20 protein-coding genes and 2 pseudogenes are annotated in these 24,168 nt (G+C 45.7%); 20 read left to right on the top strand and 2 right to left on the bottom strand.

All coding sequences use genetic code 11. The features are described 5' to 3' along the window. Positions 1 to 287 precede the first annotated feature (287 nt). The 4 genes and pseudogenes from AC58UU_RS18440 (at position 288) to AC58UU_RS18425 (ending at position 3,248) form a co-directional block, all read left to right on the top strand. The gene (locus AC58UU_RS18440; protein WP_497318056.1) at positions 288 to 767 is read left to right on the top strand and encodes a Rossmann-fold NAD(P)-binding domain-containing protein; all 480 of its coding nucleotides are present in this window, start codon (positions 288 to 290) and stop codon (positions 765 to 767) included. Next, on the top strand, positions 689 to 1,264 hold the full coding sequence (locus AC58UU_RS18435; RefSeq protein WP_497318304.1) for a hypothetical protein: 576 nt from the start codon (positions 689 to 691) through the stop codon (positions 1,262 to 1,264). The genes AC58UU_RS18440 and AC58UU_RS18435 overlap by 79 nt, the downstream gene beginning before the upstream one ends. A gap of 179 nt (positions 1,265 to 1,443) precedes the next feature. Beyond that, positions 1,444 to 2,586: pseudogene (locus AC58UU_RS18430) on the top strand (DUF8034 domain-containing protein); the annotation flags it as partial. 26 nt (positions 2,587 to 2,612) lie between these two features. Further along, entirely contained in the window at positions 2,613 to 3,248 is a 636-nt protein-coding gene (locus AC58UU_RS18425) for a hypothetical protein (protein WP_497318054.1), read from the top strand. A gap of 66 nt (positions 3,249 to 3,314) precedes the next feature. Here AC58UU_RS18425 and AC58UU_RS18420 read toward each other — a convergent pair. Next, positions 3,315 to 3,876 (bottom strand): annotated as a pseudogene (locus AC58UU_RS18420) (IS6 family transposase). Positions 3,877 to 4,069: 193 nt separating this feature from the next. Here AC58UU_RS18420 and AC58UU_RS18415 point away from each other — a divergent pair. The 9 genes from AC58UU_RS18415 (at position 4,070) to AC58UU_RS18375 (ending at position 13,779) form a co-directional block, all read left to right on the top strand. Then, positions 4,070 to 5,092: a response regulator gene (locus AC58UU_RS18415; RefSeq protein WP_497318052.1), complete on the top strand. Its 1,023-nt coding sequence runs from the start codon at positions 4,070 to 4,072 to the stop codon at positions 5,090 to 5,092. Then, a complete protein-coding gene (locus AC58UU_RS18410; RefSeq protein WP_497318051.1) occupies positions 5,092 to 6,897 on the top strand; it encodes a cache domain-containing sensor histidine kinase in 1,806 nt (601 codons plus the stop codon). Before AC58UU_RS18415 ends, AC58UU_RS18410 begins: the two co-directional genes overlap by 1 nt. 97 nt (positions 6,898 to 6,994) lie before the next feature. Continuing rightward, complete coding sequence (locus AC58UU_RS18405) at positions 6,995 to 7,969, top strand: ABC transporter permease (protein ID WP_497318049.1); 975 nt, start codon at positions 6,995 to 6,997, stop codon at positions 7,967 to 7,969. Positions 7,970 to 7,984: 15 nt separating this feature from the next. Then, a complete protein-coding gene (locus AC58UU_RS18400; protein WP_171647113.1) occupies positions 7,985 to 8,878 on the top strand; it encodes a carbohydrate ABC transporter permease in 894 nt (297 codons plus the stop codon). Between the two features lie 14 nt (positions 8,879 to 8,892). Then, positions 8,893 to 10,536, top strand: coding sequence for an ABC transporter substrate-binding protein (locus AC58UU_RS18395; RefSeq protein ID WP_497318047.1), 1,644 nt, complete (start codon positions 8,893 to 8,895; stop codon positions 10,534 to 10,536). Positions 10,537 to 10,579: 43 nt separating this feature from the next. Beyond that, positions 10,580 to 11,986 carry a sulfatase family protein gene (locus AC58UU_RS18390; protein ID WP_497318045.1) on the top strand — a complete coding sequence of 469 codons (1,407 nt, stop codon included), beginning with the start codon at positions 10,580 to 10,582 and terminating at the stop codon, positions 11,984 to 11,986. 85 nt (positions 11,987 to 12,071) lie between these two features. Continuing rightward, the gene (locus AC58UU_RS18385) at positions 12,072 to 13,061 is read left to right on the top strand and encodes an SGNH/GDSL hydrolase family protein (RefSeq protein ID WP_497318043.1); all 990 of its coding nucleotides are present in this window, start codon (positions 12,072 to 12,074) and stop codon (positions 13,059 to 13,061) included. Continuing rightward, a complete protein-coding gene (locus tag AC58UU_RS18380) occupies positions 13,054 to 13,398 on the top strand; it encodes an alcohol dehydrogenase catalytic domain-containing protein (RefSeq protein WP_497318042.1) in 345 nt (114 codons plus the stop codon). The genes AC58UU_RS18385 and AC58UU_RS18380 overlap by 8 nt, the downstream gene beginning before the upstream one ends. A 129-nt stretch (positions 13,399 to 13,527) precedes the next feature. Beyond that, positions 13,528 to 13,779 carry a hypothetical protein gene (locus AC58UU_RS18375; protein WP_497318040.1) on the top strand — a complete coding sequence of 84 codons (252 nt, stop codon included), beginning with the start codon at positions 13,528 to 13,530 and terminating at the stop codon, positions 13,777 to 13,779. Between the two features lie 251 nt (positions 13,780 to 14,030). Here AC58UU_RS18375 and AC58UU_RS18370 read toward each other — a convergent pair whose 3' ends face one another. Further along, positions 14,031 to 14,144 (bottom strand): hypothetical protein, encoded by a 114-nt coding sequence (locus AC58UU_RS18370; RefSeq protein WP_497318302.1) that lies wholly within the window; start codon positions 14,142 to 14,144, stop codon positions 14,031 to 14,033. A gap of 181 nt (positions 14,145 to 14,325) precedes the next feature. Here AC58UU_RS18370 and AC58UU_RS18365 point away from each other — a divergent pair, with 181 nt between their 5' ends. The 7 genes from AC58UU_RS18365 (at position 14,326) to AC58UU_RS18335 (ending at position 24,096) form a co-directional block, all read left to right on the top strand. Further along, positions 14,326 to 16,056 carry a sensor histidine kinase gene (locus AC58UU_RS18365; protein WP_497318038.1) on the top strand — a complete coding sequence of 577 codons (1,731 nt, stop codon included), beginning with the start codon at positions 14,326 to 14,328 and terminating at the stop codon, positions 16,054 to 16,056. A 12-nt stretch (positions 16,057 to 16,068) separates the two neighbouring features. Next, a complete protein-coding gene (locus AC58UU_RS18360) occupies positions 16,069 to 17,412 on the top strand; it encodes a response regulator transcription factor (RefSeq protein ID WP_497318036.1) in 1,344 nt (447 codons plus the stop codon). A 120-nt stretch (positions 17,413 to 17,532) separates the two neighbouring features. Then, the gene (locus AC58UU_RS18355; RefSeq protein WP_497318034.1) at positions 17,533 to 19,260 is read left to right on the top strand and encodes an extracellular solute-binding protein; all 1,728 of its coding nucleotides are present in this window, start codon (positions 17,533 to 17,535) and stop codon (positions 19,258 to 19,260) included. Between the two features lie 77 nt (positions 19,261 to 19,337). Beyond that, positions 19,338 to 20,228, top strand: coding sequence for an ABC transporter permease (locus tag AC58UU_RS18350; protein WP_497318033.1), 891 nt, complete (start codon positions 19,338 to 19,340; stop codon positions 20,226 to 20,228). 14 nt (positions 20,229 to 20,242) lie between these two features. Continuing rightward, positions 20,243 to 21,130, top strand: a complete 888-nt coding sequence (locus AC58UU_RS18345) for a carbohydrate ABC transporter permease (RefSeq protein WP_497318031.1) — start codon at positions 20,243 to 20,245, stop codon at positions 21,128 to 21,130. 21 nt (positions 21,131 to 21,151) lie between these two features. Further along, positions 21,152 to 22,441, top strand: coding sequence for a Gfo/Idh/MocA family protein (locus AC58UU_RS18340; RefSeq protein ID WP_497318029.1), 1,290 nt, complete (start codon positions 21,152 to 21,154; stop codon positions 22,439 to 22,441). Beyond that, positions 22,438 to 24,096 carry a DUF4091 domain-containing protein gene (locus tag AC58UU_RS18335; protein WP_497318027.1) on the top strand — a complete coding sequence of 553 codons (1,659 nt, stop codon included), beginning with the start codon at positions 22,438 to 22,440 and terminating at the stop codon, positions 24,094 to 24,096. Before AC58UU_RS18340 ends, AC58UU_RS18335 begins: the two co-directional genes overlap by 4 nt. Positions 24,097 to 24,168: the final 72 nt, after the last annotated feature.

Below are 24,168 nucleotides of genomic sequence, written 5' to 3'. Positions count from 1 at the left end.
AGATAGCCCGTGCAGAGAAGACCAAGAGCATGACCCCGCGACTGGAGGATAGCATTTCATTTTGCACAATAAAATGTGGGGCTTTCACTAAAAAGTCGAAATATGCAAACCGGATACGAGTCCTACGACTCCTATCCGGTTTTTGCTTTCCTAGAAAAATCACAGTGTTTTCCGCATTGTATGTATTGAAAGTAGAGTTTTTTTCATTTTTTACAGTAGTAGCAGGGCTTCATAAAGCTGATAATGAAAGCATCTTATTATCTAATCTTTTGAGGAGGGGAGACAGTATGGATCAGAGACCGCTTCGGGTCTTTTGCATCGGTTTGCAAAATCACTGGCTTTCACATTGGGGTTCTCGCCCAGATGTTCAGGTGGTAGGAGTAAGCAACAGATATCAGGAAGCGAATGAGCATTGTGCCCATCTTCCTCAATTCGAGGATATTCCGAGTGCGCTCCGAATGCTGAACCCTGATCTGGTCACGATGGTGACTCCGCCTCATGCCAAAACTTGTTTAGAGACGATCCGAACAGTACTGGATGGCGAGCTCGATATATATCTTGAGAAATTCAGGCCTCAGTCCTGGGAAGACGGGGCGAAGCTTGTTTCGCTCTCCCGGACGACGGCAAGCAGATCGCAATCGGAGAATCGTACAGATTCGACAAATTTGTTCAAAAAGCCAAGCAGGTCATTCTCAGCGGTAGGCTGGGCGAGCTCGGACAGATCGTTTGGCGATGCCAACGGCCGAATATCCGTGCAGCTTGGATGAACGAATACGAGCATGTCATGCTCGAAGATTTAACCTATCATCATCTCGGTGTAATCCATTACATGATCGGTGCCGAGCGCTTCAATCAGGTGTTTGCTACCTCTGTGCTTCCTTCGTGGTCAATCGAGAAATCGCCTTCGGTTGTATCTCTCCTTGCACAGAGTAACGAAGGCTTGCAGCTAAATTATTACGCTTCCTGGGCTGCGCATGGCGCGGCAACATCCTGGCTTGGCGATTTTCAAATCGACGGCTCAGGGGGGAGTTTACAGCTGCGGAACGACAGTCTAGTCTTCATCCATCGTGATGGAGCAGAGGAGATGATTGTACCTGATGAGTCCAATGACTTTGAATTACGCGCTGGGATCGTCAATGAATTTATGGCTGCATGTACGCAGAGACGAAAAACTGAATTGGAGATTTCAACGTTCCAGCCGGTCATTCGAATGATTAAAGCTTCTTTAGAATCTGTGCGAACAGGGAAACCAGTCGAGATATAGTTCTGTATTTTATTTGAAGGGACGAAGATATCAGTGGAATATACGATTCTAGGAAAAACAGGATTTCGAGTTTCGAAAATCGGATTAGGCGGCGCTCCGCTCGGCGGAGATTTTGGCGAAACGCCACAGGGCTTGTAACCAACGCTTTCCTTCATACTGGCGACGAGAAATATTGCACTTGGGTGCTCGAATATTTAGCCGCTTGGCAGGAAAGAACACGCCAAAATGGCGGCATCATTCCAGATAATGTAGGCTTGTCTGGTGAAATCGGCGAGTTTAACGATGGCAAATGGTGGGGCGGCTATTACGGCTGGCGCTGGCCGCACGGGTTTATGACGATCATTGAGCCATTAACCAATGCGTGCATGAACGCTGCGCTTATCACTGGCGATATGACGATGCTTGAACTTGCGCGTCAACAGCTCGATGCGAACTGGGCGCTGCGCAAGGAGGAAGACGGCGAGCTGCGCGTTCCGTATAAGCACTTTGACGCTGGCTGGACGGATTATCGCAAAGCTGCGCCACAGTACCCTGTCTATTTATGGACAATGTCGATGGCGGATGAAGATTTGGAACGAATTGACCGTATTCCGAAAGACCATGACTGGAATCAGGTCATCATTCCGAAGCTTTCCGGCACAGACAAGAAAACGAAAAGAAATACGAAGCATTACATCGGCAATACACAGCCATGGTTCCAATATATTCGCGGACTCAATCCGGATTATCCGCAGACGATTCTCGATGCGAACGTTGAATTGGTCGCGCAGCAGTTGACCAAAATGCGTTCCGAGGCGGGTGATCCGTATAACTGGGCAAATCAATACAATGAAGATGATTTCTCAAGCATTCACGTCTGGCAAGAAATGTGCCCGATTTACATGGAAAGTCTCGTTCAGTTGACCTTGGGCGGCCCTATGCATATTTCGCATGGAGGCTTGCAGCATGCTCGGGTTCGATACTATGATGCGGAAGCCAAACGTCCGGGTCTGCCAGAATCTGTCGCTGCGCTGGTGAAGGAGCTGACCGCACAATCCGTCACGCTTGAATTAGTGAACACAAGTCAGTTTGATGACCGATCAGTCATCATGCAGGCAGGTACTTTCGGTGAGCACAAATTTAAAGAAGTCAGCTTTGTAAACGGTGCAGAAGCTGGCATGGATACGACGGCTGTCAACCATAAATGGCTGCGTGTCGATCTTCCTGCAGGCACGGGTGTAACTTTGCAACTGAGTATGAAACGTTACGCCAATACGCCATCCTATGACATGCCTTGGGCGGATCGTGAAAAAGACGTTCTGCTTGAAGGAAGAAAGCAATAATCTTGACTCGCGAAAGGAGTCTGCACGTGAATAGACAGCTTTACTATTCCCAGCTGAAAGCTGGAACAGAGGAAGCTTTTTGCGCTGCAATCCGACAAGATGAGGGAGACCTGCGAAACCAATTGCAATCGGAGCAGGTTCTCTCCGTCTCCTTGTTCATGAGCGGCCGCTATGTGTGTCTATATATGGAGACCGTCCATGACGGCTGCGACTGGGACTGGCCTGCTGCCTATGCCGAATGGCTAGAGGCTTGGCCAGGCGAGCAAGGGAGCCGTTTGTCAGTTCAAATGATGGACATTTTTCACGACGGCGAGCCGACAGACCCGGAATCGTGGAGAGGCAACCGCCAAGTCGACGACCGAATCGGATGTATCGCAAGGCTAAAGCCGGAAATGGCGGCAAGTTATATCTATTATCATTATCAGCTGCAGGAGGAACGGCCTGAGAGCTTCAACAAGACCTACATCATCGGCTCTCACGGCACGTTCTTATTCTCCTATCGCGAGCATCCTGCTTCAGTTGGAGAAACAAAGCGCGTCGGCAAGTTATCGAGTCATAACACGCCTGCAAACTGGCAGGAAGTCATGGAGCCGCATTTTGACATGTGGACTGATGTACCAGAAAATGAAAAGATCTGGCGAAGCATGCAGCAACTGCTGTAGTTAGCTTCACGGGTTTTGGTGCAACTATTGAAACTAAAAAAAGATAGCCGTCTTATTGTTGGTTGACTATGCTGTCAAACCAAACAATTTTTTGATTAATTTAACTGCAGAGAGGACAGACGAATGATTGCATTCGACCTGTCCTTTCCTTATCATGTGCATGACTTCGATTCCCTCGATAGTTTTTTCGGCAGTTTTGAAAGACTTGAATCCCAACATTGGTTTTATGATTTTCTTTATGAATCGATGATCTTGTTCAATAATATTGTTGAGATATTTCTGTTGTCGAAGTAACGTTTATTGATTCATAACTTTCTCGTCCTTCAATTGCTGGACTGCGGCAGGGTACGCTGGGTTTTTATCGACAGAGATCACGCGTGGCGATTGATTGTGTGGTGAAGTCAACATCTTCTTGAAAAATCGTTTGGCCGAATTCGCTTATCTAGTCTGGCCCAAACTGATGAACCCATCGCATGATCGTTGTATGAGCAATATGTAAGCCCCGTTCTTCCATCATTTCTACTAAATCACGATAACTTAGACTATACTTCAAATACCATCTTACCGTTAGCAAGATAACCTCCGATTCATACTGCTTCCACTTAAATAAATCTAATCCCGTTTCCAAAGTAAATGTCCCATGAACAGACCGCTCGGTAGGCTTGCCGAACGGTCTGTCTTCATTTTGCATGCCTATTTGGAATATTAACTTAGGGATGTTTCGATTTTGATGACTCTGTTCAGGTTTTAATGGGTATCCATGATAACGGGAATCGGAAAATAATAAAGGTGGTTAACATTTTAAACAGGGGGGCAAGCGAATGGCCAGAATTGTTATTGTTGACGATGAACCTATCATTGGGATTGGCCTCAAAACGTTAATTTGGGAATATAAACGGTTTAGTGAGATCGATACGTTTACAGATGGTGTGTCGGCGTTGTCGAACATCATGGCTAACCCTCCTGACGTTGTGTTGACGGATATTCGGATGCCTCGCATGGACGGACTGGAGCTCTGCCGAAATATTCAGCAGCTAAAGCTCTTCACCAAAGTCGTTGTGCTATCGGGATACGGGGATTTTGCGTATGCGCAAAAATGTATGTCTTATGGCGTACAGGAATATTTGCTGAAGCCTATTACAGAAATTGAGCTTTTTCCGGTGCTGGATAAAGTGCTCGCCATGCGGGAAGCGGCGCTTATTTCCTTCACCCTTTTTGAACAGTGGATCGATCAATTGGAGGAAGCGGTTTGGATGTTGGACAAGGTTCGGGCCAATGAACTGCTTGAGGAGGGAAAAAGGGAGTTGTTCCCCGTTGAAACGGACACTCAGCAGTACCAGCGGGTATACGACGCTGTCAGGCTGCTTCTCAAGAAACTGAATGCCAGAGGGGCGTACAGGATTGAGGTGAAGCCGCTTTTCGAGGAGAACACGGTCATCACGATTACGTACGAATGGTTTCAGGCCGAAATCGGCATATGGATACAGCGACTGAGTGAGTATCGCAAACATGAAAGAATCAATGTTTTGGAGGCGGCAATTCAGTACATCGATGAGCATCTCTTCGAGGAGGAGCTTTCACTGGACATGGTTGCTGGGAAGTTAGGCGTAACACCGACCTATTTCAGCCATTATTTTAAGAAAAATACGAACGAGACCTTCGTGCAATACCGGATGCGCAAACGAATTGATAAAGCCAAACAACTGCTTGCCGTTCCGCACTACAAAATCATCGACATTGGAGCCGAGGTCGGCTACGATAGTTACCCCCACTTTTCCAGAGTATTTAAAAAGGCAACGGGCTATTCCCCTACCGAATATCGCGGGCTGCTCGGGATCAAGTAATGAAAAACAGCCTGGTACGCAAGGTTTACGTTTACTTTGTCATTATTATCGCGCTGACTTTGGTGACGGTGGGGGTTACCGGTTATTGGCGGTCGTCCAACGAATTGGAGAATCAGTATGAAGGGCTGCTGACTCAAATCGTTGATAATGTGTTGCATGAAACCGATTTGTTTTTGAAAAGTTACGAGAGGGCAACAGTCTCTATTCTGATTTCTCCTGTCGTGAAAGAGGCTCTTGATCTTCCAAGCAATTCAACTCCTGGCTTTTATACATCCGAAATTGCCATGAAGGGGGTATTTCAACCTGTTCTCATCAACAACCCGGAGATATCCATGACGTACATTATCGGTTATAACGGGTTCCAGGCAACGGATTTCAATATCCACATTGTTCCTTTTAATTACAAAGGATTTGAAGAATATGTCGAACAGATGAAGGAAGACGATGATATAAACGGGAAGCTGACGATTCAGGATTCCGGATTTCTAGATGGTCATCTCACACTTATTCGCAAATTAGCGGACCGAACCTCATCGAAATCATTTAAAGGCATTATGGGCTTCGAACTAAAGATAGGGGAGCTGAACACGCTCTGGAAGGGCATAAAACTCGGACAATCCGGGTATTTTTTTATCGTCAACGATCGCGGTAAAATCTTATACCATCCGGATCCGAGCCGGATCGGCAAACAGCTTGACGGTATGCATTTCAATACGGTTGAAGCCAATAAAGACCAAATATTTGAATTGCCCGGAGAACCGGGGCGGGTTTTCTTTAGTCGAAAGTCTGACTACTCCGGATGGACGCTGGTGGCCAGCATGTCGGTTGCTGAACAGAGCAAGCCGATTTCAGACTTGCGGCAAACAACGCTGCTCGTAGGTATCTTTACATTGATCTTGGCCTTATTTCTCGCTTATCGTTTCGGTCAATCTATCGTTCGTCCAGTTCGACTCCTGGAAAACGGGATGCGTCAGACGGCCAAAGGTCACTGGACCCGAGTACCTCTGACCGGAAGCCGTGATGAGATGGATCAGCTTATTACCAGCTACAATACGATGGTTACCCGGCTGGAAGAACTTGTCGATCGGGTTTACGAGACCGAGCTGCGCAATCAGGACAATTTAATGAAACGGCAGCTGGCTGAATTTCAATCGCTGCAATTACAGATTAATCCGCACTTCTTGTACAACACGCTGGAAATTATTATTTGTTACGCCGTTATTCAGAAATCAAGCGAAATCAAAGACATCGTTCGTTCTCTGTCGTATATGCTGCGCTATTCCATACGCACCGATTTGGAGAAAATTACGGTAGCCAACGAGCTTAAACACATTCTGTATTTTATGTCTATTATGAAATACCGCAATCAGCGGGAATTTGAAATTGATGTTCGCATCAGTACGGATTATTTGTTGGACAGCATGGTTCGCTTGACGCTGCAGCCCTTGGTCGAAAATGTGTTTAAGCACGCGTTTCCTTATGGGATCGAGGATACTCACACGATTATTATTGACGCATGGAAGGATGAAGCGGATTTTTATGTCATCGTTGAAGATAATGGCTGCGGTATTGAAGCGGAATCCCTTCTGCAGTTAAATACACGACTCCTGAACAGCCGGGAGGATAGGCTGCTGGATACACAACCCACATTCGAAGGCAGCATCGGGCTGCTCAATGTGCATAATCGGATTCAGATGGTGTTCGGAGAGCAGTATGGACTTTCGATACAAAGCGACCTGGGTATAGGCACGAAGGTTACGATTCGTATGCCGTCGTCCAGCGCAAAAAAAGTCATGCCGGTGTAAAACAGCACAATGCTCGGCTGTCCCTATTTTTTGTATGCTACATATAGGAAAGACATCAAACATACCGAGTCATGGACATCGAGAGAGGGAGGGATTTATGGAAGTTTCGGCTAGCAAGAGCAATATGTTGTCTGCAACTGTCGGTAAAAAGGAAAGTTACTTGTCTAGACTGAAGAAGAACGCATCTAGCCATTGGCAGCTCTACCTATTTATGCTGCTGCCGATTATTTATTTGCTCATATTCAAGTACGTGCCGATGTACGGGGCTTTGATTGCGTTCAAAAATTATCTTCCTACCAAAGGGGTATGGGGCAGCGAATGGGTAGGTCTGAAGCATTTCGATCGTTTTTTCCATTCGTATGAGTTTGTGAGGATTATGAAAAATACGATCCTGCTCAGTATCTATAGTTTACTTGCAGGGTTTCCGTTCCCAATCATTCTTGCGCTTTCCTTGAATTACGTAAACGCTCGTTTCTTTAAGAAAACCGTGCAAATGATCACTTACGCACCGCATTTTATTTCCGTAGTCGTTATGGTAGGCATCATTCTGCAAATGATGGACCCGCGGGTTGGCCTGATTCAAACGATTATGAAATATTTCGGATTGCCGACAATCAATTTCATGGGCATACCCGAATGGTTTTCACACGTTTTTGTCTGGTCCGGTATTTGGCAAAACGTTGGTTTTTCCTGCATCATCTACTTGGCAGCGCTTGCAGCAGTTGATCCTTCGCTGCACGAGGCAGCTGTTGTGGATGGAGCCAATAAAGTGCAGCGAATGTGGCACGTTGACTTGCCGGGTATTATGCCGGTTGCTGTTATCTTGCTGATCATGAACACCGGCCATGTGCTGGACATAGGCTTCGAAAAGGTATTGCTGATGCAGAATCCGCTGAATATGAGTTCATCTGAGGTGATCGATACTTTTGTGTATAAAGTCGGTTTGGCATCAACAGCCATCAACTATTCCTACTCGTCTGCCATTGGATTATTTAAATCAGTCATTAATCTGGTCCTGCTGGTTCTCGTCAATCGGATAGCCAGAAAGTTGGGGCAAACCAGTCTGTGGTAATAAGGGGGCACGTCTATGACGGGAAGCATTAAAGAAAGTGCGGATGACAGGCTTTTTACAATTCTGAATTACATCATCCTATTCATTTTTACGATTACGATTCTTTATCCTCTGGTTTATATTGTTAGCGCTTCCTTCAGCTCATCCACAGCGGTTATTTCCGGTAGAGTCTGGTTGTATCCGGTAGAGCCGACGCTGGCGGGTTATGAAGCCGTATTTAAGCATCGTTTAATTATGTCGAGCTTTTTGAATTCGGTCTTTTATACCGTAGTGGGAACGACGATCAATGTGCTCTTTACACTCATTGCGGCTTATCCGCTTTCGAGAAAAGATTTTATGCCACGTAATAGCATTATGGCTTTGTTTGTATTCACAATGATGTTTTCTGGCGGATTGATTCCGTCTTATCTAGTTGTAAAAGAGCTTGGTATGATCGACACAAGGTGGTCTTTGATTATTCCGGGAGCGCTTGCCGTTATGAATATGATCATTGCCCGCACGTATTTTCAAACGACCATTCCGGATGAATTGCTTGAAGCCGCTCAAATGGATGGATGCAGTGATTTTACGTTTGTGCGGAAAATCGTACTTCCTTTGTCAGGTCCAATCATAGCTGTCATCTCCTTGTTTTACGCAGTCGGACATTGGAACCAATATTTTAACGCGCTGCTTTATTTAAAACATCAGGAGTTGTACCCGATTCAATTGGTATTAAGGGATATTTTGGTGCAAAACGAGGTCGATGCGTCGATGATAACCGACGTTGCCGATCAAGCAGCAAGGGATGGCCTGCGGGAGCTTTTGAAGTTTTCCCTTATCGTCGTGTCTACGCTGCCCGTGCTCATCATCTATCCATTCATACAAAGGCATTTTGTCAAAGGCATGATGATTGGATCATTAAAAGGCTAAAGGGAGGTTTTTACATGAAAAAAGCTCTAACAGCTTTAGTAGCGATTACGACGTCTCTAGCGCTTCTAAGCGCATGTGCGGACAGCGGACAAAAGGGAGCAGACCCAAAGACGGAAGCAGGCAGTGACGATCAAGTAACGGCAGCAGGTGTATTCCCGATCACGAAAGAAAAGACGACGCTAAGGGTCATGGTCAAAGGCTCCAGCATTGTCGAAAACTTTGCAACGAACGAGTTCACCAAGTGGCTGGAGGAGAAAACGAACATTCACATCGATTGGGAAGTCGCTCCGGAAAAAACATTTGCAGAGAAGCTTAACGTTTCACTCGCAAGCGGCGATTATCCGGACGTGTTGCTTAATATGAGCGTATCGCCGGTTCAGCAGTCGATTTACGGTAAAGATGGCGTGTTCATTCCGCTGAACCCGTATATTGATAAATATGGCGTGGAAATGAAAAAGATGTTCGAGCAGGTTTCCTATGTCAAAGATTTGATTACTATGCCGGACGGCAAAATTTATTCGGTCCCTCAGGTTAATGATTGCTACCACTGCTCGCTCGGTCAAAAGATGTGGATTAATCAAACATGGCTAGACAAGCTCGGATTAAAAATGCCGGAAACGACGGACGAGTTTTATCAAGTGCTCAAAGCTTTTAAAGAAAAAGATCCTAACGGAAACGGGAAGGCAGATGAGATCCCGCTTGTCGGCGCTACCAATGGCCCATCCTCGACATTGGACCTTTTTCTGACCAGCGCTTTTATCGAAAAGGATTTCAACCTGCGCTTTGTTAAGGATGGAAAGGTTCAAGTTGCCTTTAATCAACCGGAGTGGAAGGAAGCTTTGAAGTATATTCATAAACTTTTTGCTGAAGGTTTAGTATCTCCGCAAACGTTTACACAGGACAGAAACCAGCTGAAACAAATGGGCATGAACCCGGAGATCCCGATCGCGGGAGCTATTGCCTCGCAAAACCAAACGGTATTTGTCGATGCCGATAACCCGAGATTCAAAGACTATGTATCTGTACCGCCACTCAAAGGACCGTCTGGCATACGCTCAACTGCGTATAATCCATATGCGGTATCTGCAGGTCAATACGTCGTTACCAATAAGGCGAAAAATCCCGCTGCCGCATTCCGTATGGCTGACTTGCTGCTTTCAGAAGAAGCGACACTGCGCAGCACGCAGGGCCGTCCTGATCAGGAGTGGGTGCGTCCGGCGCAAGGAGAGCTAGGCGTTAATGGGAAGCAAGCAAAATGGAAACCAATTGCCACGTTTGGCAAGCTGCAAAATATACATTGGGCACAGGCGGGGCCGTCGCTGCGAACAAACGACTTGCGATTAAGCGTGGTAGCGGATCCGAAAAATTCGCTTGAACTTATTTTGTATAATGAAACTAAAAAATACGAGCCTTATGGAATCAACCCGAGCAAAATTGTGCCGCCATTGTTCTTCACCAACGAACAAGCGGAGGAGCTTTCTACGCTTGAGAAAACGCTTACGGACTATAGAACTGAATTTTTTGCGAAAACGGTTACAGGCTCGCTGGACATTGACAAGGAGTGGAACAACTATTTGAGCACTTTGGACAAAATGAACATTAAACGCTACCTGGAAATTTATCAACAAGCCTATACCCAGTATAAATCGAAAAAGTAGCCACATCCGGAAGCAATCCTGTCTCGTGAGAGTGAGGTAGAAGATGAAAGAGAAGAACATAAAGAAGCTTTCAGCCGAAAGACCTAATGTCGTATTTATTATAGCGGACGATCATCGTGGTGAAGCCATTCGAGCGTTCGGCGATGAAACAGTGCAGACGCCGGTATTAGATTCGTTGGTTGCCAGCGGGACATCTTGTCGTAACACGCATATATTCGGTGGCCTATCCGGAGCGGTTTGCGCGCCGAGCAGAGCGTGCGTCCATACGGGCATCCCGATCTTCCGGGCGATGATCGGCAAAGACATGATGAATCGGGAGCATTCGAGCGTTATTCGTCCGGATGTTCGGCTAATGCCGCAAACGATGAAGGGTGCCGGATACCTGACGCATGCGATCGGCAAATGGCATAACGACAAGGCAAGCTTCGCCCGAAGTTTCGAGGGAGGGGATAAGCTGGCTTTTCGCGGAATGAGCGAGCATACGAAGGTTCCTGTGCACGACTATGACTTGACCGGGGCTTATCCGAAGGAACAGGAATATATAGAGCACACGTTCTCAACCGAGTTGTTTACAGATGCCGCCGTCAACTTTATTGAGGATTACCAGGAGGAGCGGCCGTTCTTCCTGTATGTAGCTTATACCGCACCGCATGATCCCCGAACGGCGCCAGAGCCGTATGCAAGCATGTACGTCAAATCCGGTATTCCGCTGCCCCCTAACTTTGTGCGGGAGCATCCATTCGATACCGGCGATATGACGGTTAGGGACGAGAAGCTTGCAAGATGGCCGAGGGACGAGGACGAAATTCGTCAGCATATGGCCGATTACTATGCGATGATAAGCCATTTGGACGCGCAAATCGGTAGAGTCATCGAAGCGTTGAAGGCTAAGGGCATCTATGAGGATACGCTTATCGTGTATACCGCTGATCATGGCTTGGCGGTCGGGCAACACGGACTGATGGGCAAACAGAACCTTTACGAGCACAGCGTACGCATACCGCTTATATTCCGGGGGCCAGGCGTGCCGGAGGGCAAGCAGGAGTTTGCGTTGGCAAGCAATATCGATATTTTTCCTACGGTTGCCGGGTTATGCGACGTCGGCCTGCCGGAGGAAACAGAAGGCATAAGCCTGTGTCCCATCTTGGCAGGGGAAATTGATGGCGTTCGCGGTATCGTGGGCTCGGTTTATCGAGACGTCCAGCGGATGGTAACAGACGGAAGATGGAAGCTGATCCGTTATTATCGGTCGCCAGAAACGAACACAGGAACGGAACGAATCCAGTTGTTCGATCTACTTAGCGATCCTTGGGAAACGCAAGATTTGTCGGCTGAGCCGGCAAATGCCGGGGTCATCGAAAGGCTTGCCTCCGAATTGGCTTCATGGATGCAAGCTAGCGGCGACATTTTGAAGGATAAGCCGGTGCTTCCTGTAACATCCTTGTCTTGAGCCAAGAGCCTTATCTCATAAAGAGTCGCGGAAATCGCGGCTTTTTGTTTTATGGGTTAAATAACGATAAAGGGTGAATTGAAGCATGCAAACGATTGAACTAAATAAAGAGTGGTTTCGGGGGGCCGTTTCAATAGAAACGACTGATACTGGACTCCGGCCATGGCGATTGCCACATGATCAGCTCAGCTTATTTGCCTCGAAATTGGTGGAGAAGGCAGGGGAAACAGCGGGTGTTAGAGTTGCATTTATGAGTGATTCCACTTCAGTGGAGCTGCATGTCGCTAGAACGGATAAAGATAGACGGTTTGACCTCGTTATCGAAGATGAATTAGTCGATACCAAGACGCTCCTTGCAGGAGAAGAAATTTGTTTATTTACAAACTTGCCAGGCAGCATGAAGAGGGTTGACATTTATTTGTCACAAGAAGCTGCGGTCATTGTGAAAGCACTAAAAGTCGATGATAGGGCATCGGCGGCTCCCTTGCCAAACAATCAACCTCGGTGGGTTGCCTACGGCAGCTCGATTACGCAATGCAGCTCAGCTGAAAGTCCGGCTCTGACTTGGCCGGCAATCGTAGCACGCAGCAAAGGTTGGGACCTGACCTGCATGGGATTTGCGGGGCAATGTCATTTGGAACCAATGGTTGCTCGCGTCATCCGTGACCTTCCCGCTGACGTTATTTCCATGTGCCTCGGCATTAATGTGATGGGAGGCAATAGTTTAAATATCCGGACGTTTCGTTCTGCCATTATCGGCATGGTATCGATCATTCGGGAAAAGCATCACAACACGCCCTTATTTTTATTTTCTCCTATTTATTGCCCTCACAGGGAGACTGACGAAAATTTAGTAGGGATGAACTTGGTTACAATAAGGAAAGAAATCCAGGAAGCGGTGAATATTTTAACTTCTTACGGGGATTCCAATCTTACTTATGTAGACGGTCTGGATATTCTTGGAGAAGCCTATGTTGGCATGCTGCCAGACCACCTGCATCCGAACACGGAAGGAAATAAAATGATGGCAATTCATATACTGGATAAATGGATAGGAGCAAAAAAGAATGGTTAGAAAAATGTCTGTTCCACCGATGCAGTTAGTCGATTATGATGGCGAGGGTACGCAGTTGTGCGCCGTTGTGGAGGAAATTGGTTCTATCACGTTAAAAAGGGCGTTAATTCCCGAGCCTGCTGATGGGGAAGTAAGGGTAAAGGTGAAATGGGTAGGCATATGCGGCAGTGATGTGGAAGTATTTCGCGGGGCTCGCGAGCCAGAGTTTGTCTCGTATCCGACACGGCTTGGCCATGAGGTGGCCGGTGTTATTGATAAAGTAGGACCCAATGTAATCGGTCTTAAAGTGGGGGATCCTGTAGCACTTCGCTATATTTGGGGTGCTTTTGCTGAATAAGTTTGCTGTACGCCTTTTTCAGTAAAAGTTCTTCCACAGGCGCTTCCTCTCATTGAAGGTTCGCTGATTGAAGTACTCCCTGACATTATTCATGCAGCAGAGCTTGGCGATATTTCCCCTCATAAAAATGTGCTGATCACTGGACAAGGCGTCAGCGGCTTGGTGATGACGCAGGTAGTTAGCTTGTATAGTCCGCGGAACCTTGTGGTAACGGATTTGTTCGATGAAAAGCTGGAGCTGGCCCGCAAGTATGGGGTAACCCATACCTATAAGATGCCGTCGCCAGATGCGAATACGATGGATATTCTGGGCAAAGATTTCCCAGATGGCTTCGATGTGGTCATTCCCTGCTTGCTGGAAGGTGACGGGATGGGCGGTTGAATGAAGTTGTTTAGTATTTATAAGACCGGAACTCCCGAATATGGGGTTCCGGTTTATTTTATTTTCTTTGAGTTACTCAATGAAAAATTTTTAAAATGGACAGTCTTGCGGAAATTACGATTAAGAAATCCGAAATGAACTTTTGGATGCACAATAAAACCAATTTTGAAATACAGAGGGAAATATTTTTAGTTTCGAAAATTCAGGTGTTGAACATTGGAATCCGCAGGGCCTGCAGTTGACAGTCCCGGCTAAAGGAGAGATACTGGGTATCGTTGTCGAACACCGGATTTGATTAGCACCCAATCTCCTTCCTGCAATGTGACCGATTCATGGTTTTGTTCAAGCTTTCCCTCCCCTTCCAAACAACATAGCAATTCAAACAAATGGTGATGGTGACGCGGTTAACGCCACCCCGGGGCTTCAAGCCAAAATGGCAGCCAATGTATTGGTTACATTGGAAAACCGGTACAAATCCACCAAAACTGTTCCTTTCTAGATATATAGCTTTACCTTATAATACATCAAGTTCAAGGAGGAAAATTATTGAAATTACAGGTTGCAGGGAAAGCATCGAAATGGGTTGTCTATCAGAAAATGATCATCGTCTTCGTCCTATTTTTTCTCCCTCTTATTTCCATGAACATTTGGTTGAATTACAAAGGAATGTCGATCACGAGACAAACCATTCTGAATTCCACTTTGGCAGGCGCGGACTTTTATTCCAAACAGCTGGATAACGAACTGTATTTAATTCGAAATTTACAGATCCAGCTGCTAAACGACGACAATCTGCAGAAGCTGAGTTTCCGGGGCAGGACACTGGAGAATTATGAAGAGGTCGAGCTCATTAATCAGGTCATGGAGAGACTTATGACTCTTACCGAATCCAGCGCATATGTGGTGAACGCCGGCGTTTATGTCGAGGCCATCGGAAAAACGATTTCCACGATGAATGGCCCTACCGTTACACCCAATCAGGAAATGGAATTGATTAAGTCCCTCATCCCGATTACGCCAAAGCCTTCGTTTTATCGGTCCGGGGAAAGGATCTTTTTCATTGAAGTTGAAAATAACGGCGGTATCTGGTCCTATATCGAAATTTCCATACCTAAGCTGCTAAACGCTTTAAGAGAAATTACAAAGCTGTATCCGGAGTCCAATGTCTTTCTTGCAAATCAAGAATCTGGTATTGTCTTGACGACTGCGAAGGAAGTCAAGGATTCAGCCGAGATATTGAACTTGACAGGCGGGCCAAGCGTTAAAGACCCGAATAGGTCGGTGATAAGAAAGCTCCATGGTATAAGTTACTTTATCATCCGGGATGAGGTCAGTTCCATGCACTTGTCCTTAATGATGTACGTAAACCAGAATGAAATTACGCGTCCTTTAGTCCATTTCAGTTCATGGTTCTATTCCCTGTTCTTTATGGCTGTTATCGTATTGGTGCTGTACTCAATTTCCGTTCATTTGATGATCCACAGACCGTTATCCAAGCTGGTTAAAGCCTTTCATATGCTTGAAGCCGATAACCTCAATATCATGATTGAGTCCAAATCAAACGATGAGTTTCATTATGTCTTCAACGGATTCAATAACATGGCCCATAAACTGAAGAAATCGATCGAAGAAAACTATGAGCAAAAGATTGCGTTGCAGCACTCCCAGTTCAAGCAGCTCCAATCTCAAATTAATCCGCATTTTCTTTATAATTGCTTTTTCAATATTCATGTGATGTGCCAAGTGGGGGACACGGACGGAGCCGCTACGCTTTCCCAGAAACTAGGGAGCTACTACCAGTACATCACAAGAAGCGGATCGGATGAGGTTCCATTTTATAAAGAATACCGCCATGCACTCGATTATTGTGACATTCAATGTATTCGTTTCTCAAACCGGATTGCTTACGAATATCAAGAAATATCGAATATCCCGCAGTTTATCCCCGTGCCGTGGCTCATTATTCAGCCCATTGTCGAAAATGTATTCGAACACGCCTTTGAAGACGGTACAGAGGAAGGGATCGTTTATATTAGTACGGATTATCACGAAGGAAGATTGCGAGTAACGGTTGAGGATAACGGAAACATGCTAACCGACGAACATGTGGAACAATTGCGAAAAAAACTCGCAATGGAATCTAAACATATTGAAAAAACGGGATTAATTAACGTGAATAACCGGCTTCAGCTAAAGTATGCATCGGGCAGCGGACTCTTTGTCTCGCGCAGTCCGTATGGAGGATTAAAGGTTGATTTAGTTATAATCTTTGGATAAGGAGGCTTGACCATGTACCGACTGTTAATTGTAGACGACGAGCCCGGCATCGTAAATGGCCTGGTTCAGCTTTTTCAGGAGAATACTCAATTCGAACTGGATGTATGCAAAGCCTATTCCGCCAAAGAAGCTGTCGAGATCGCAAAGAAAAAGAAGCTGGATATTCTACTCAGCGATATACGTATGCCCCAAAAGAGCGGACTTCAGCTCATTGATGAAATTACCTTCTATTGGCCGTTATGCCGCATCATATTTCTGAGCGGATACAGTGATTTTGATTACATTCATGAAGCTCTGCGCAAAAACGTGGACGATTATATCCTGAAAACAGAAGGAGTTGGCCCCATTTTCGAAGCCGTGAAGCAGGCTTCCAAAAAACTCGATGAAGAGCACCGCCGTAGAATTCAAGAAGAGAAGGCTAGGATGCATTTTCAAATCGCCGAGCCTTTTTTGAAAGACGAGCTAATGAGAAGGGTTCTGGAAGGCGAGCCTATGCGTTCACTGAGAAACGAGCCTCGTTATGAAGATGTGGACTTTTGCATTTCGATTGATCAGCCAGCATTTTTACTGATTGGAAGCATCGACCGCTTGGAGGATGTGACTTCCAGGGGGCTTCTTGAATCTGTTCAAAGGACATTTGACAATTACCTGCCTGCGACAATTGCAAGAGAGCAGGCTATTTTAGGTAATGATCTACTTGTCTGGCTTCTGCAGCCTGAAGACGTGCTGCTAAGTCGTTTTCAGGCAGCTGAAACGGCGATTGAATCGCAATGGAATGCTGTCAAAGTCTATATGAAAGGCATATTGGAACAAGTACAAAATGATTGTGAACTAAGGTTGGGTGTATTCGTATCATTCGGCATATCCGGTAATCCTGTAGGCATATGGGACAGGATCCGGGATCAATATGAATCCTTACGGTCCATGCTGAAAAACAGGGTATCAGCAGGCCAAAATATGGTCATGATCGACCTCGAAGGATCCAGTATGGATGAGGAATCTTTATATGAGCGCAGCGGGATGAGACAGGAAGACGTAAAATCGTTGGTCATTGATCAGATTCATACGTATATACATGAGCATTTATCCGGAGATATCTCGCTGACCTCCATTGCGGAGAAAGTGCATTTTAACCCGTCGTACTTATCTCGCTTTTATAAACAAATGACAGGGAGTAATTTGCTTGAATATATCCATACAATGAGGCTGGAGGAGGCGATTCGCCTCATGGAACATACAAACCTGAAGTTAAATGAAATTGCTGTGCGAGTCGGGTTTGATTCGCATTCCTATTTCACGACATTCTTCAAGAGAAAGAAGGGCATCTCCCCTCAAGAGTATCGGAATAACAAATGAGTAAAGAAATTGAAAGGGAATGTAAAAAACTCAAAATTGAAAGCTCGTTCACCTGGTATCATAATTAACTTAGAAATAGATTCATCACAGTTAATAGAAAAAGGGAGGAACGTGTTCAATATGAAACGGATTGCAACATGGAAGATGATTTTGATTGCGACGATGACGCTTTCGGTATTATCAGCATGCTCAAATCAAGGAAAAGAGACAGCTAATTCAACGCCTCAGACCTCTAACAATGGGGGGGGTAAGGGTAGTAACACGCCGAATGACCCATTAGGCAAGTATCCTAAGACGGTAACGGTATCGGAAGTGTTTGGCTACAATCCTCCTGAAGATCCACGGATACCCAAAGGAATTACTCCGGAACAAAATGCTTATCTTAAAGATCTTAAAGACATGCTCAATATTGAAGTCAAGTATAAATGGACAGTTCCAACAAATCAATACGACCAGAAGTTATCACTAGCCATAGCTTCAAATGACTTGCCGGATATTATGGAACTGGATCAGACGAATTATGAGAAGTTGAAAAAAATGGGGAAACTCGCCGATCTGACCGAGGTCTATAACAAATACGCCTCCCCAGCACTCAAGAAATACATGGAGTCCGACGGCGGCTTTGCAATGAAGGCATTCAGTGAGGATGGAAAATTATACGGACTTCCAGGATTTGAGGATCCTTTTCTATCCACACAACTGCTTTGGATTCGAAAGGATTGGCTCGACAACCTGCATTTGCAAGCGCCTCAAACGATGGATGAATTGGAAAAGGTAGCAAGGGCTTTTGTGCAAAATGACCCTGATCAAAATGGTAAAAACGACACCTATGGAATCACAACACAAAAAAAACTGTTCTACTGGGGATTTGACCTCCGGGGTTTCTTTAACGGATTGGGTGCTTATCCGTCAGTTGGCGACGGTCAGACCGCTTGGATTAAGGATGGTAGCGGAAAATTGATCCCAGGGCTTATCCAGCCTGAGATGAAGACAGCACTTGGCAAGCTGCAGTCTTGGTACAAGGAAGGCATCTTGAATAAAGAATTTGCGTTGATGGATGAGAATAAGGCAGTAGAAGATATTACAGCAGGAAAAGTAGGGATTTCCTATGGGGAATGGTGGTATCCGAACTGGCCCTTGAACTTGAACGTTGACAAGGATAAAAATGCGAACTGGATCGCACTGCAAATTCCAGGTTTGAATGGCCCCGGGAAGTCACTCGTTCCTAAGCTTCGTTTAAGCAAACTCAGCGCAGTAAACAAAGATATGGAAAACCCGGAAGCTGCCATTAAGATGATCAACTTCTACATTGAAATGGGCAATAAGAAATATATGGATCAGAATAAAGCTGAGAACGGTTATGTATACAACTGGTTCTATCCCCGGATTTACAATCCGGCTCAAATTGAAACGATTTATACCGAAGTCAATAAAGCGCTGGGAGCGAAACAAAATGAAATTACACTGGATGATGATAATTACAAAAACGTAGCAGATGTCTTCAAGGCTTCAAAGAATTATCTTGCGGGAAATACTTCGGAAGCGACCAAAGGCGTAAACTGGGGACAATATTTTAGCCGAGTGTCTAAAGATGGTGGCTGGGGAATTACGCATCAGATCAAACAGAGTAAAGCTTATGTAAACAATGAGTTCTACGCACTTCCTACTAAAACCCAAACGGAAAAGGGATCACAGCTTGATAAATTGATGTCGGAGAGCTTCACCAAGATTATTATGGGCGGGTCTCTTGATGGGTTCGACAAATTTGTTTCCAGCTGGAAATCCCTTGGCGGTGACCAAATCGTCGATGAGGTCAATGAATGGAACAGCAAGCAATCTGTAAAATAATTTGTTGATTAGACGGGAGGGTATGGTTCCGAGCAATTGGCAAATCCCTCCCTTTTTAATCGAAAGGAGGTCCGTCATTGAGGACTCTGAAAAAAGAATATCCGCTTCATTTGATGCTGATGCCCGGCATGATCGTCACACTGATCTATGCCTATGGCCCCATGGCCGGCCTTGTGATGGCTTTTCAGCAGTTTGAGCCGATGTCCGGCTTTTTTCACTCCAGGTTCATCGGATTAGATAATTTTAGGTATATTTTCGAGTTGCCCGATTTCAAGGGGGTGCTATGGAATACCATTCTTATCTCGGTTTTTAAAATGATGCTGTTCTTGCTTGTTCCATTGATTCTGGCATTGCTTCTTAACGAGGTAACCAAAAGATGGTTCTCGCGCATCATTCAATCTGCTATTTTTTTGCCGTTCTTTCTCTCATGGGCCGTACTTGGCGGCGTCATTATTGAATTATTCTCTCTGAATGGCCCGATAAACGGGCTGCTCACCGCCTTGGATATAAAGCCTATTATGTTCATGCTAAACAACCAGTGGTTCCGAGGGATAATAATCGCCTCTGATGTCTGGAAAGGGATGGGCTACAATATGATTGTTATGCTTGCGGCTATCACCGGGATCAATGCGACCCTATATGAGGCAGCTGAAGCAGATGGGGCCGGAAGATGGAAACAAATGCTGCATATCACACTTCCAGGGATGGCGCCGATTCTGATTTTACTGGGCGTATTAAGCCTTGGAGGAATTCTCAATGCGGGCTTTGAGCAAATCCTGATTTTATATAACCCGACGGTCTACGCGGGTGCGGATATAATCGACACGTTCGTTTACCGGCTCGGGATGTTTGATCAACAATTCGGACCTGCAGCCGCAGTCGGAATGTTCAAGTCCGTGATTTCACTTGTACTGGTGTCTCTGACTTACTTTGTGGCCTATAAATATAACAATTACAGGATTTTTTAACTCGAGGTGGAAAGATGCGTAACCGTACAATCGGAAGAGTGCTTTTTGTACTATTCAATTCGTTGCTTCTATTTATAATCGCCTTGCTGGGTATTCTTCCATTCATTCATTTGCTCTCGATCTCGCTTAGTTCGAATACATCTGCAATTGCAGGTGAGGTGAAGCTGTGGCCGGTCGGTTTTAATCTGGATGCGTACAGCTATCTGGCTCAAAAGGTTGAGTTTTTTCGTTCGCTATGGGTGTCCATTGAGAGGGTAATTTTGGGTACAGCGATCAATTTGTTTCTTATATTTATTACGGCTTATCCGTTATCAAAACCTTCTGAAGCATTTAGGCTCCGAACCAAATATGTTTGGTTCTTTGCGATTACGATGTTCTTTGGTGGCGGGTTAATCCCAACCTATATCATCGTATTAAGCACCGGCTTGATAAATTCCATTTGGGCTCTGATTTTGCCTGGAGCACTCAGTGTTTGGAACATGGTCTTGATGCTGAATTTTTTCAGAACGATTCCGAAGGAACTGGATGAGGCAGCAACGATTGACGGAGCAGGACATTGGAAAATATTATTTCAAATTTACTTACCAGTCTCACTGCCGTCGATCGCAACTATTGGATTGTTTACGATTGTTGGACACTGGAATTCATGGTTCGATGGAATTCTGTACTTGAATTCTCCGAATAAATACCCTTTACAGACCTATCTGTCCACACTCATCATGTCGAGTAGTTCTCAGATGGCATCGCTCTCGGTTGAACAGATTAAGGCGATGGGGAATATGAGCGAGAAAACACTTAGGGCAGCCCAAATTTTCATGGGGGCGCTGCCAATCATGCTTGTGTATCCCTTTTCGCAAAAGTATTTTATCAAAGGAATGACGGTAGGAAGCGTAAAAGAATAATTTTAATGGAGAAGATATAGGATGAGCAAAATTAAGGTTGCATTAATCGGAGCAGGTCAACGCGGAGTCAACTATCTGGAATACGCTTTGCAGCATCCACATGAAGTTGAAGTTGTTGCGGTTGCGGAACCTGTTCGAGAGCGGAGAGAGAGCTTTAAAGCCAGACACGGTGTTGCCGATTCGAAGTGCTTTGAGAGTTGGGATGATTTATTCGCTGTTCCCAAGCTGGCTGATGCCGTCTTGATCTGCACGCAGGATAAACAGCACTTTGAGCCGGCCATGAAGGCTTTGAAGGCGGGGTATCATGTGCTTTTAGAGAAGCCGATATCGCCGGACCCTGAAGAATGCATTCTGATGGGGGAAATGGCTTCCCAGTCTGGTTTGGTGTTTTCAATCTGCCATGTACTTCGATATACTCCGTTTTTCACGGCGCTGAAAGAATTGCTTGATGAGGATACAATTGGCCAACTAATGTCGATCCAACATAATGAGAATGTGGGCTACTGGCACCAAGCGCACAGCTATGTGCGTGGGAATTGGCGCCGCAAGGACGAGTCCAGTCCGATGATTCTGGCAAAGTCTTGCCACGATCTTGACATTCTGTTCTGGCTAGCAAACTCGGATTGCGTCAGAGTATCCTCCTTCGGTTCACTTAGTCATTTTACGGTTAGTCAAGCACCGAAAGGAACCCCTGCCCGCTGTTTGGACGGTTGCCGGGTTTCGGATGAGTGTCTCTATTATGCACCGAAGCAATATTTGACAGACGATACCGATTGGCCGACTTCCGCTATCAGCGATGATAATAGCTTTAGTTCTCGCTACAAGGCCTTACTTGAGGGGCCTTACGGCAGATGTGTTTACCATTGCGATAATGACGTTGTAGACCATCAGGTCGTTAATTTGGAATTTGCCAATGAGGTTACAGCGTCATTCACGATGAGCGCATTCACGAGAGATGTCAGCCGAACGATCAAATTAATGGGAACCCACGGGGAGATCCGAGGTGCCATGGAGAAGAATGAAATTGAGATTCTCCATTTTGGGAGCGGGAAAGTCGAACGGATCAATTTTGAGAATGTAAGCGGTCATGTTGGTCATGGAGGGGGGGATGCGAGGTTGATCCAAGATTTTCTTAAGATGGTTCGTACAAATGGCAGGATTCAAGGGTTAACCTCGGCAAACCGCTCTGTTCAAAGCCATCTTATGGCATTCGCAGCTGAGGAATCCCGTATCGAGAGAAACACCGTTCATTTACAGGAATTTATGAAGCGTTTCGGTACGCGACAAGACAAAAGAGGGGATGAGATATGACAAATTCGCTCAACAGATTTGAGACTCGTGTTCTGAGTTCATTAGCCAAAGTGTTCTCTGATGAAGAATTAGTGGAAGCAGCGTATGGGAAAGGATCCATGCTGCTGAACGAAACCTATTCCTTTCAAGTAGCGTACCGCTCGGAGCGGCTTCAGAAAGGGATTAACGTTAAGATTGAATCAGCAATAGAGAAATATATTGCGGTCCGAAGCGTCGGAGTCGTACCTTCGGAATTGCCGGCTTATCATGATCATGATGAGAACGTACTGCGCACCTCGCCCGGGTTATATCCTGATCCGCTGTTTCCGTTAGGAACAGAAGGGATAACCGCGCTTCCCGGACAATGGAGATCGATTTGGATAACCGTGGAGCCGGAAGGAAATGTGGAGCCAGGTCTAAATAGCATCTGCATTTGTTTGGAATCGGAGGAGGGGATGATGCTAGGGAGGGAGACCTTTGAATTGGAAATCATAAAAGCCTCTCTCCCCAAGCAGCGGCTGATTCATACGGAATGGTTGCATGCAGACTGTCTTGCGACGCATTACGAGACGGAAATTTTCTCGGAGAAGCATTGGGCATTGATGGATTGTTATGTGAAAACGGCGGTTAAGCATGGCATCAACATGATATTAACGCCTTTGTTCACACCGCCGCTTGATACCGATGTCGGTGGAGAAAGACCAACGGTTCAACTTCTGGATATTGAAGTTACCGCGCCGCATTCGTATCATTTCGGCTTCGATCGTTTGAAGAGATGGGTTGAAATGTGCCAAAGTCGTGGTGTCGAATACTTTGAGTTTTCTCATCTCTTCACGCAATGGGGAGCCAAACATGCGCCGAAAATAATGGCAATGGAGCAAGGGGAGTGGAAACAGATTTTCGGTTGGGAAACAGATGCATCGGGAGAAGCGTACAGATTGTTTCTCACGCAAATGCTGCCGTCCTTGACGAAATGGATCCATGAAAATGGCATCGTGGAAAAAAGCTTCTTTCACATTTCAGATGAGCCCACGATCGATCATCTTGAATCTTATGGGAACGCAAGCCGAATGGTTCGAGAACATCTTGACGACTTTCCAATCATTGACGCCTTGTCTGATTACGATTTTTATGAGAAAGGCCTGGTGAAAAATCCGGTTCCGGCAAATGATCATATGGAGTCATTTCTTGAGAACGGGGTGTCTCCTTTATGGACTTATTATTGCTGCGTACAGTATAAAGCGGTTTCAAACCGTTTCTTTAATATGCCGTCCGCGCGCAATAGGATCTTGGGTATTCAGCTTTATAAGTACAATGTTTCCGGTTTTTTGCATTGGGGCTACAATTTTTGGTATTCGCAGTTTTCACGCCGGGCCGTCGATCCGTATCGCGTAACGGATGCAGATCATGCCTTTGCATCTGGAGATGCCTACTTGGTATATCCTGGTGAACAAGGCCCTATCGAATCGATTCGTCTTGAAGTACTGCAAGAAGCGTTACAAGATTTACGGGCGCTGCAGCTTCTGGAGGAGATTCATGGCAGGAAGTACGTGCTGGATGCCCTGGAGGACGGGCTTGAGCGGCCGATTTCATTCCATTGCTATCCGGTCGTGGCCACATGGCTGTTATCGAAGCGGGAATGGATCAACAGGAAAATAAAAGAGCATTTACAGTAGAAACAATCATGACGTCTACGACGCCACCCCCAAGAATGAAAATAATATGCTCCTCCGAGCATTTTTATTTTC

Source organism: Paenibacillus sp. JT22N1 (assembly GCF_059692155.1).
Note: the sequence above shows the minus strand (reverse complement) of the source record. Positions and strands in the feature narration are given on the sequence as shown.

What these genes read in the sequence shown, in the direction of transcription:
- AC58UU_RS18360 (WP_497318036.1), top strand. Translation starts at nt 16,069, where the DNA reads ATGTACCGACTGTTAATTGTAGACGACGAGCCCGGCATCGTAAATGGC.
- AC58UU_RS18415 (WP_497318052.1), top strand. Translation starts at nt 4,070, where the DNA reads ATGGCCAGAATTGTTATTGTTGACGATGAACCTATCATTGGGATTGGC.
- AC58UU_RS18390 (WP_497318045.1), top strand. Translation starts at nt 10,580, where the DNA reads ATGAAAGAGAAGAACATAAAGAAGCTTTCAGCCGAAAGACCTAATGTC.
- AC58UU_RS18345 (WP_497318031.1), top strand. Translation starts at nt 20,243, where the DNA reads ATGCGTAACCGTACAATCGGAAGAGTGCTTTTTGTACTATTCAATTCG.
- AC58UU_RS18385 (WP_497318043.1), top strand. Translation starts at nt 12,072, where the DNA reads ATGCAAACGATTGAACTAAATAAAGAGTGGTTTCGGGGGGCCGTTTCA.
- AC58UU_RS18340 (WP_497318029.1), top strand. Translation starts at nt 21,152, where the DNA reads ATGAGCAAAATTAAGGTTGCATTAATCGGAGCAGGTCAACGCGGAGTC.
- AC58UU_RS18395 (WP_497318047.1), top strand. Translation starts at nt 8,893, where the DNA reads ATGAAAAAAGCTCTAACAGCTTTAGTAGCGATTACGACGTCTCTAGCG.
- AC58UU_RS18380 (WP_497318042.1), top strand. Translation starts at nt 13,054, where the DNA reads ATGGTTAGAAAAATGTCTGTTCCACCGATGCAGTTAGTCGATTATGAT.
- AC58UU_RS18405 (WP_497318049.1), top strand. Translation starts at nt 6,995, where the DNA reads ATGGAAGTTTCGGCTAGCAAGAGCAATATGTTGTCTGCAACTGTCGGT.
- AC58UU_RS18400 (WP_171647113.1), top strand. Translation starts at nt 7,985, where the DNA reads ATGACGGGAAGCATTAAAGAAAGTGCGGATGACAGGCTTTTTACAATT.
- AC58UU_RS18335 (WP_497318027.1), top strand. Translation starts at nt 22,438, where the DNA reads ATGACAAATTCGCTCAACAGATTTGAGACTCGTGTTCTGAGTTCATTA.
- AC58UU_RS18440 (WP_497318056.1), top strand. Translation starts at nt 288, where the DNA reads ATGGATCAGAGACCGCTTCGGGTCTTTTGCATCGGTTTGCAAAATCAC.
- AC58UU_RS18410 (WP_497318051.1), top strand. Translation starts at nt 5,092, where the DNA reads ATGAAAAACAGCCTGGTACGCAAGGTTTACGTTTACTTTGTCATTATT.
- AC58UU_RS18355 (WP_497318034.1), top strand. Translation starts at nt 17,533, where the DNA reads ATGAAACGGATTGCAACATGGAAGATGATTTTGATTGCGACGATGACG.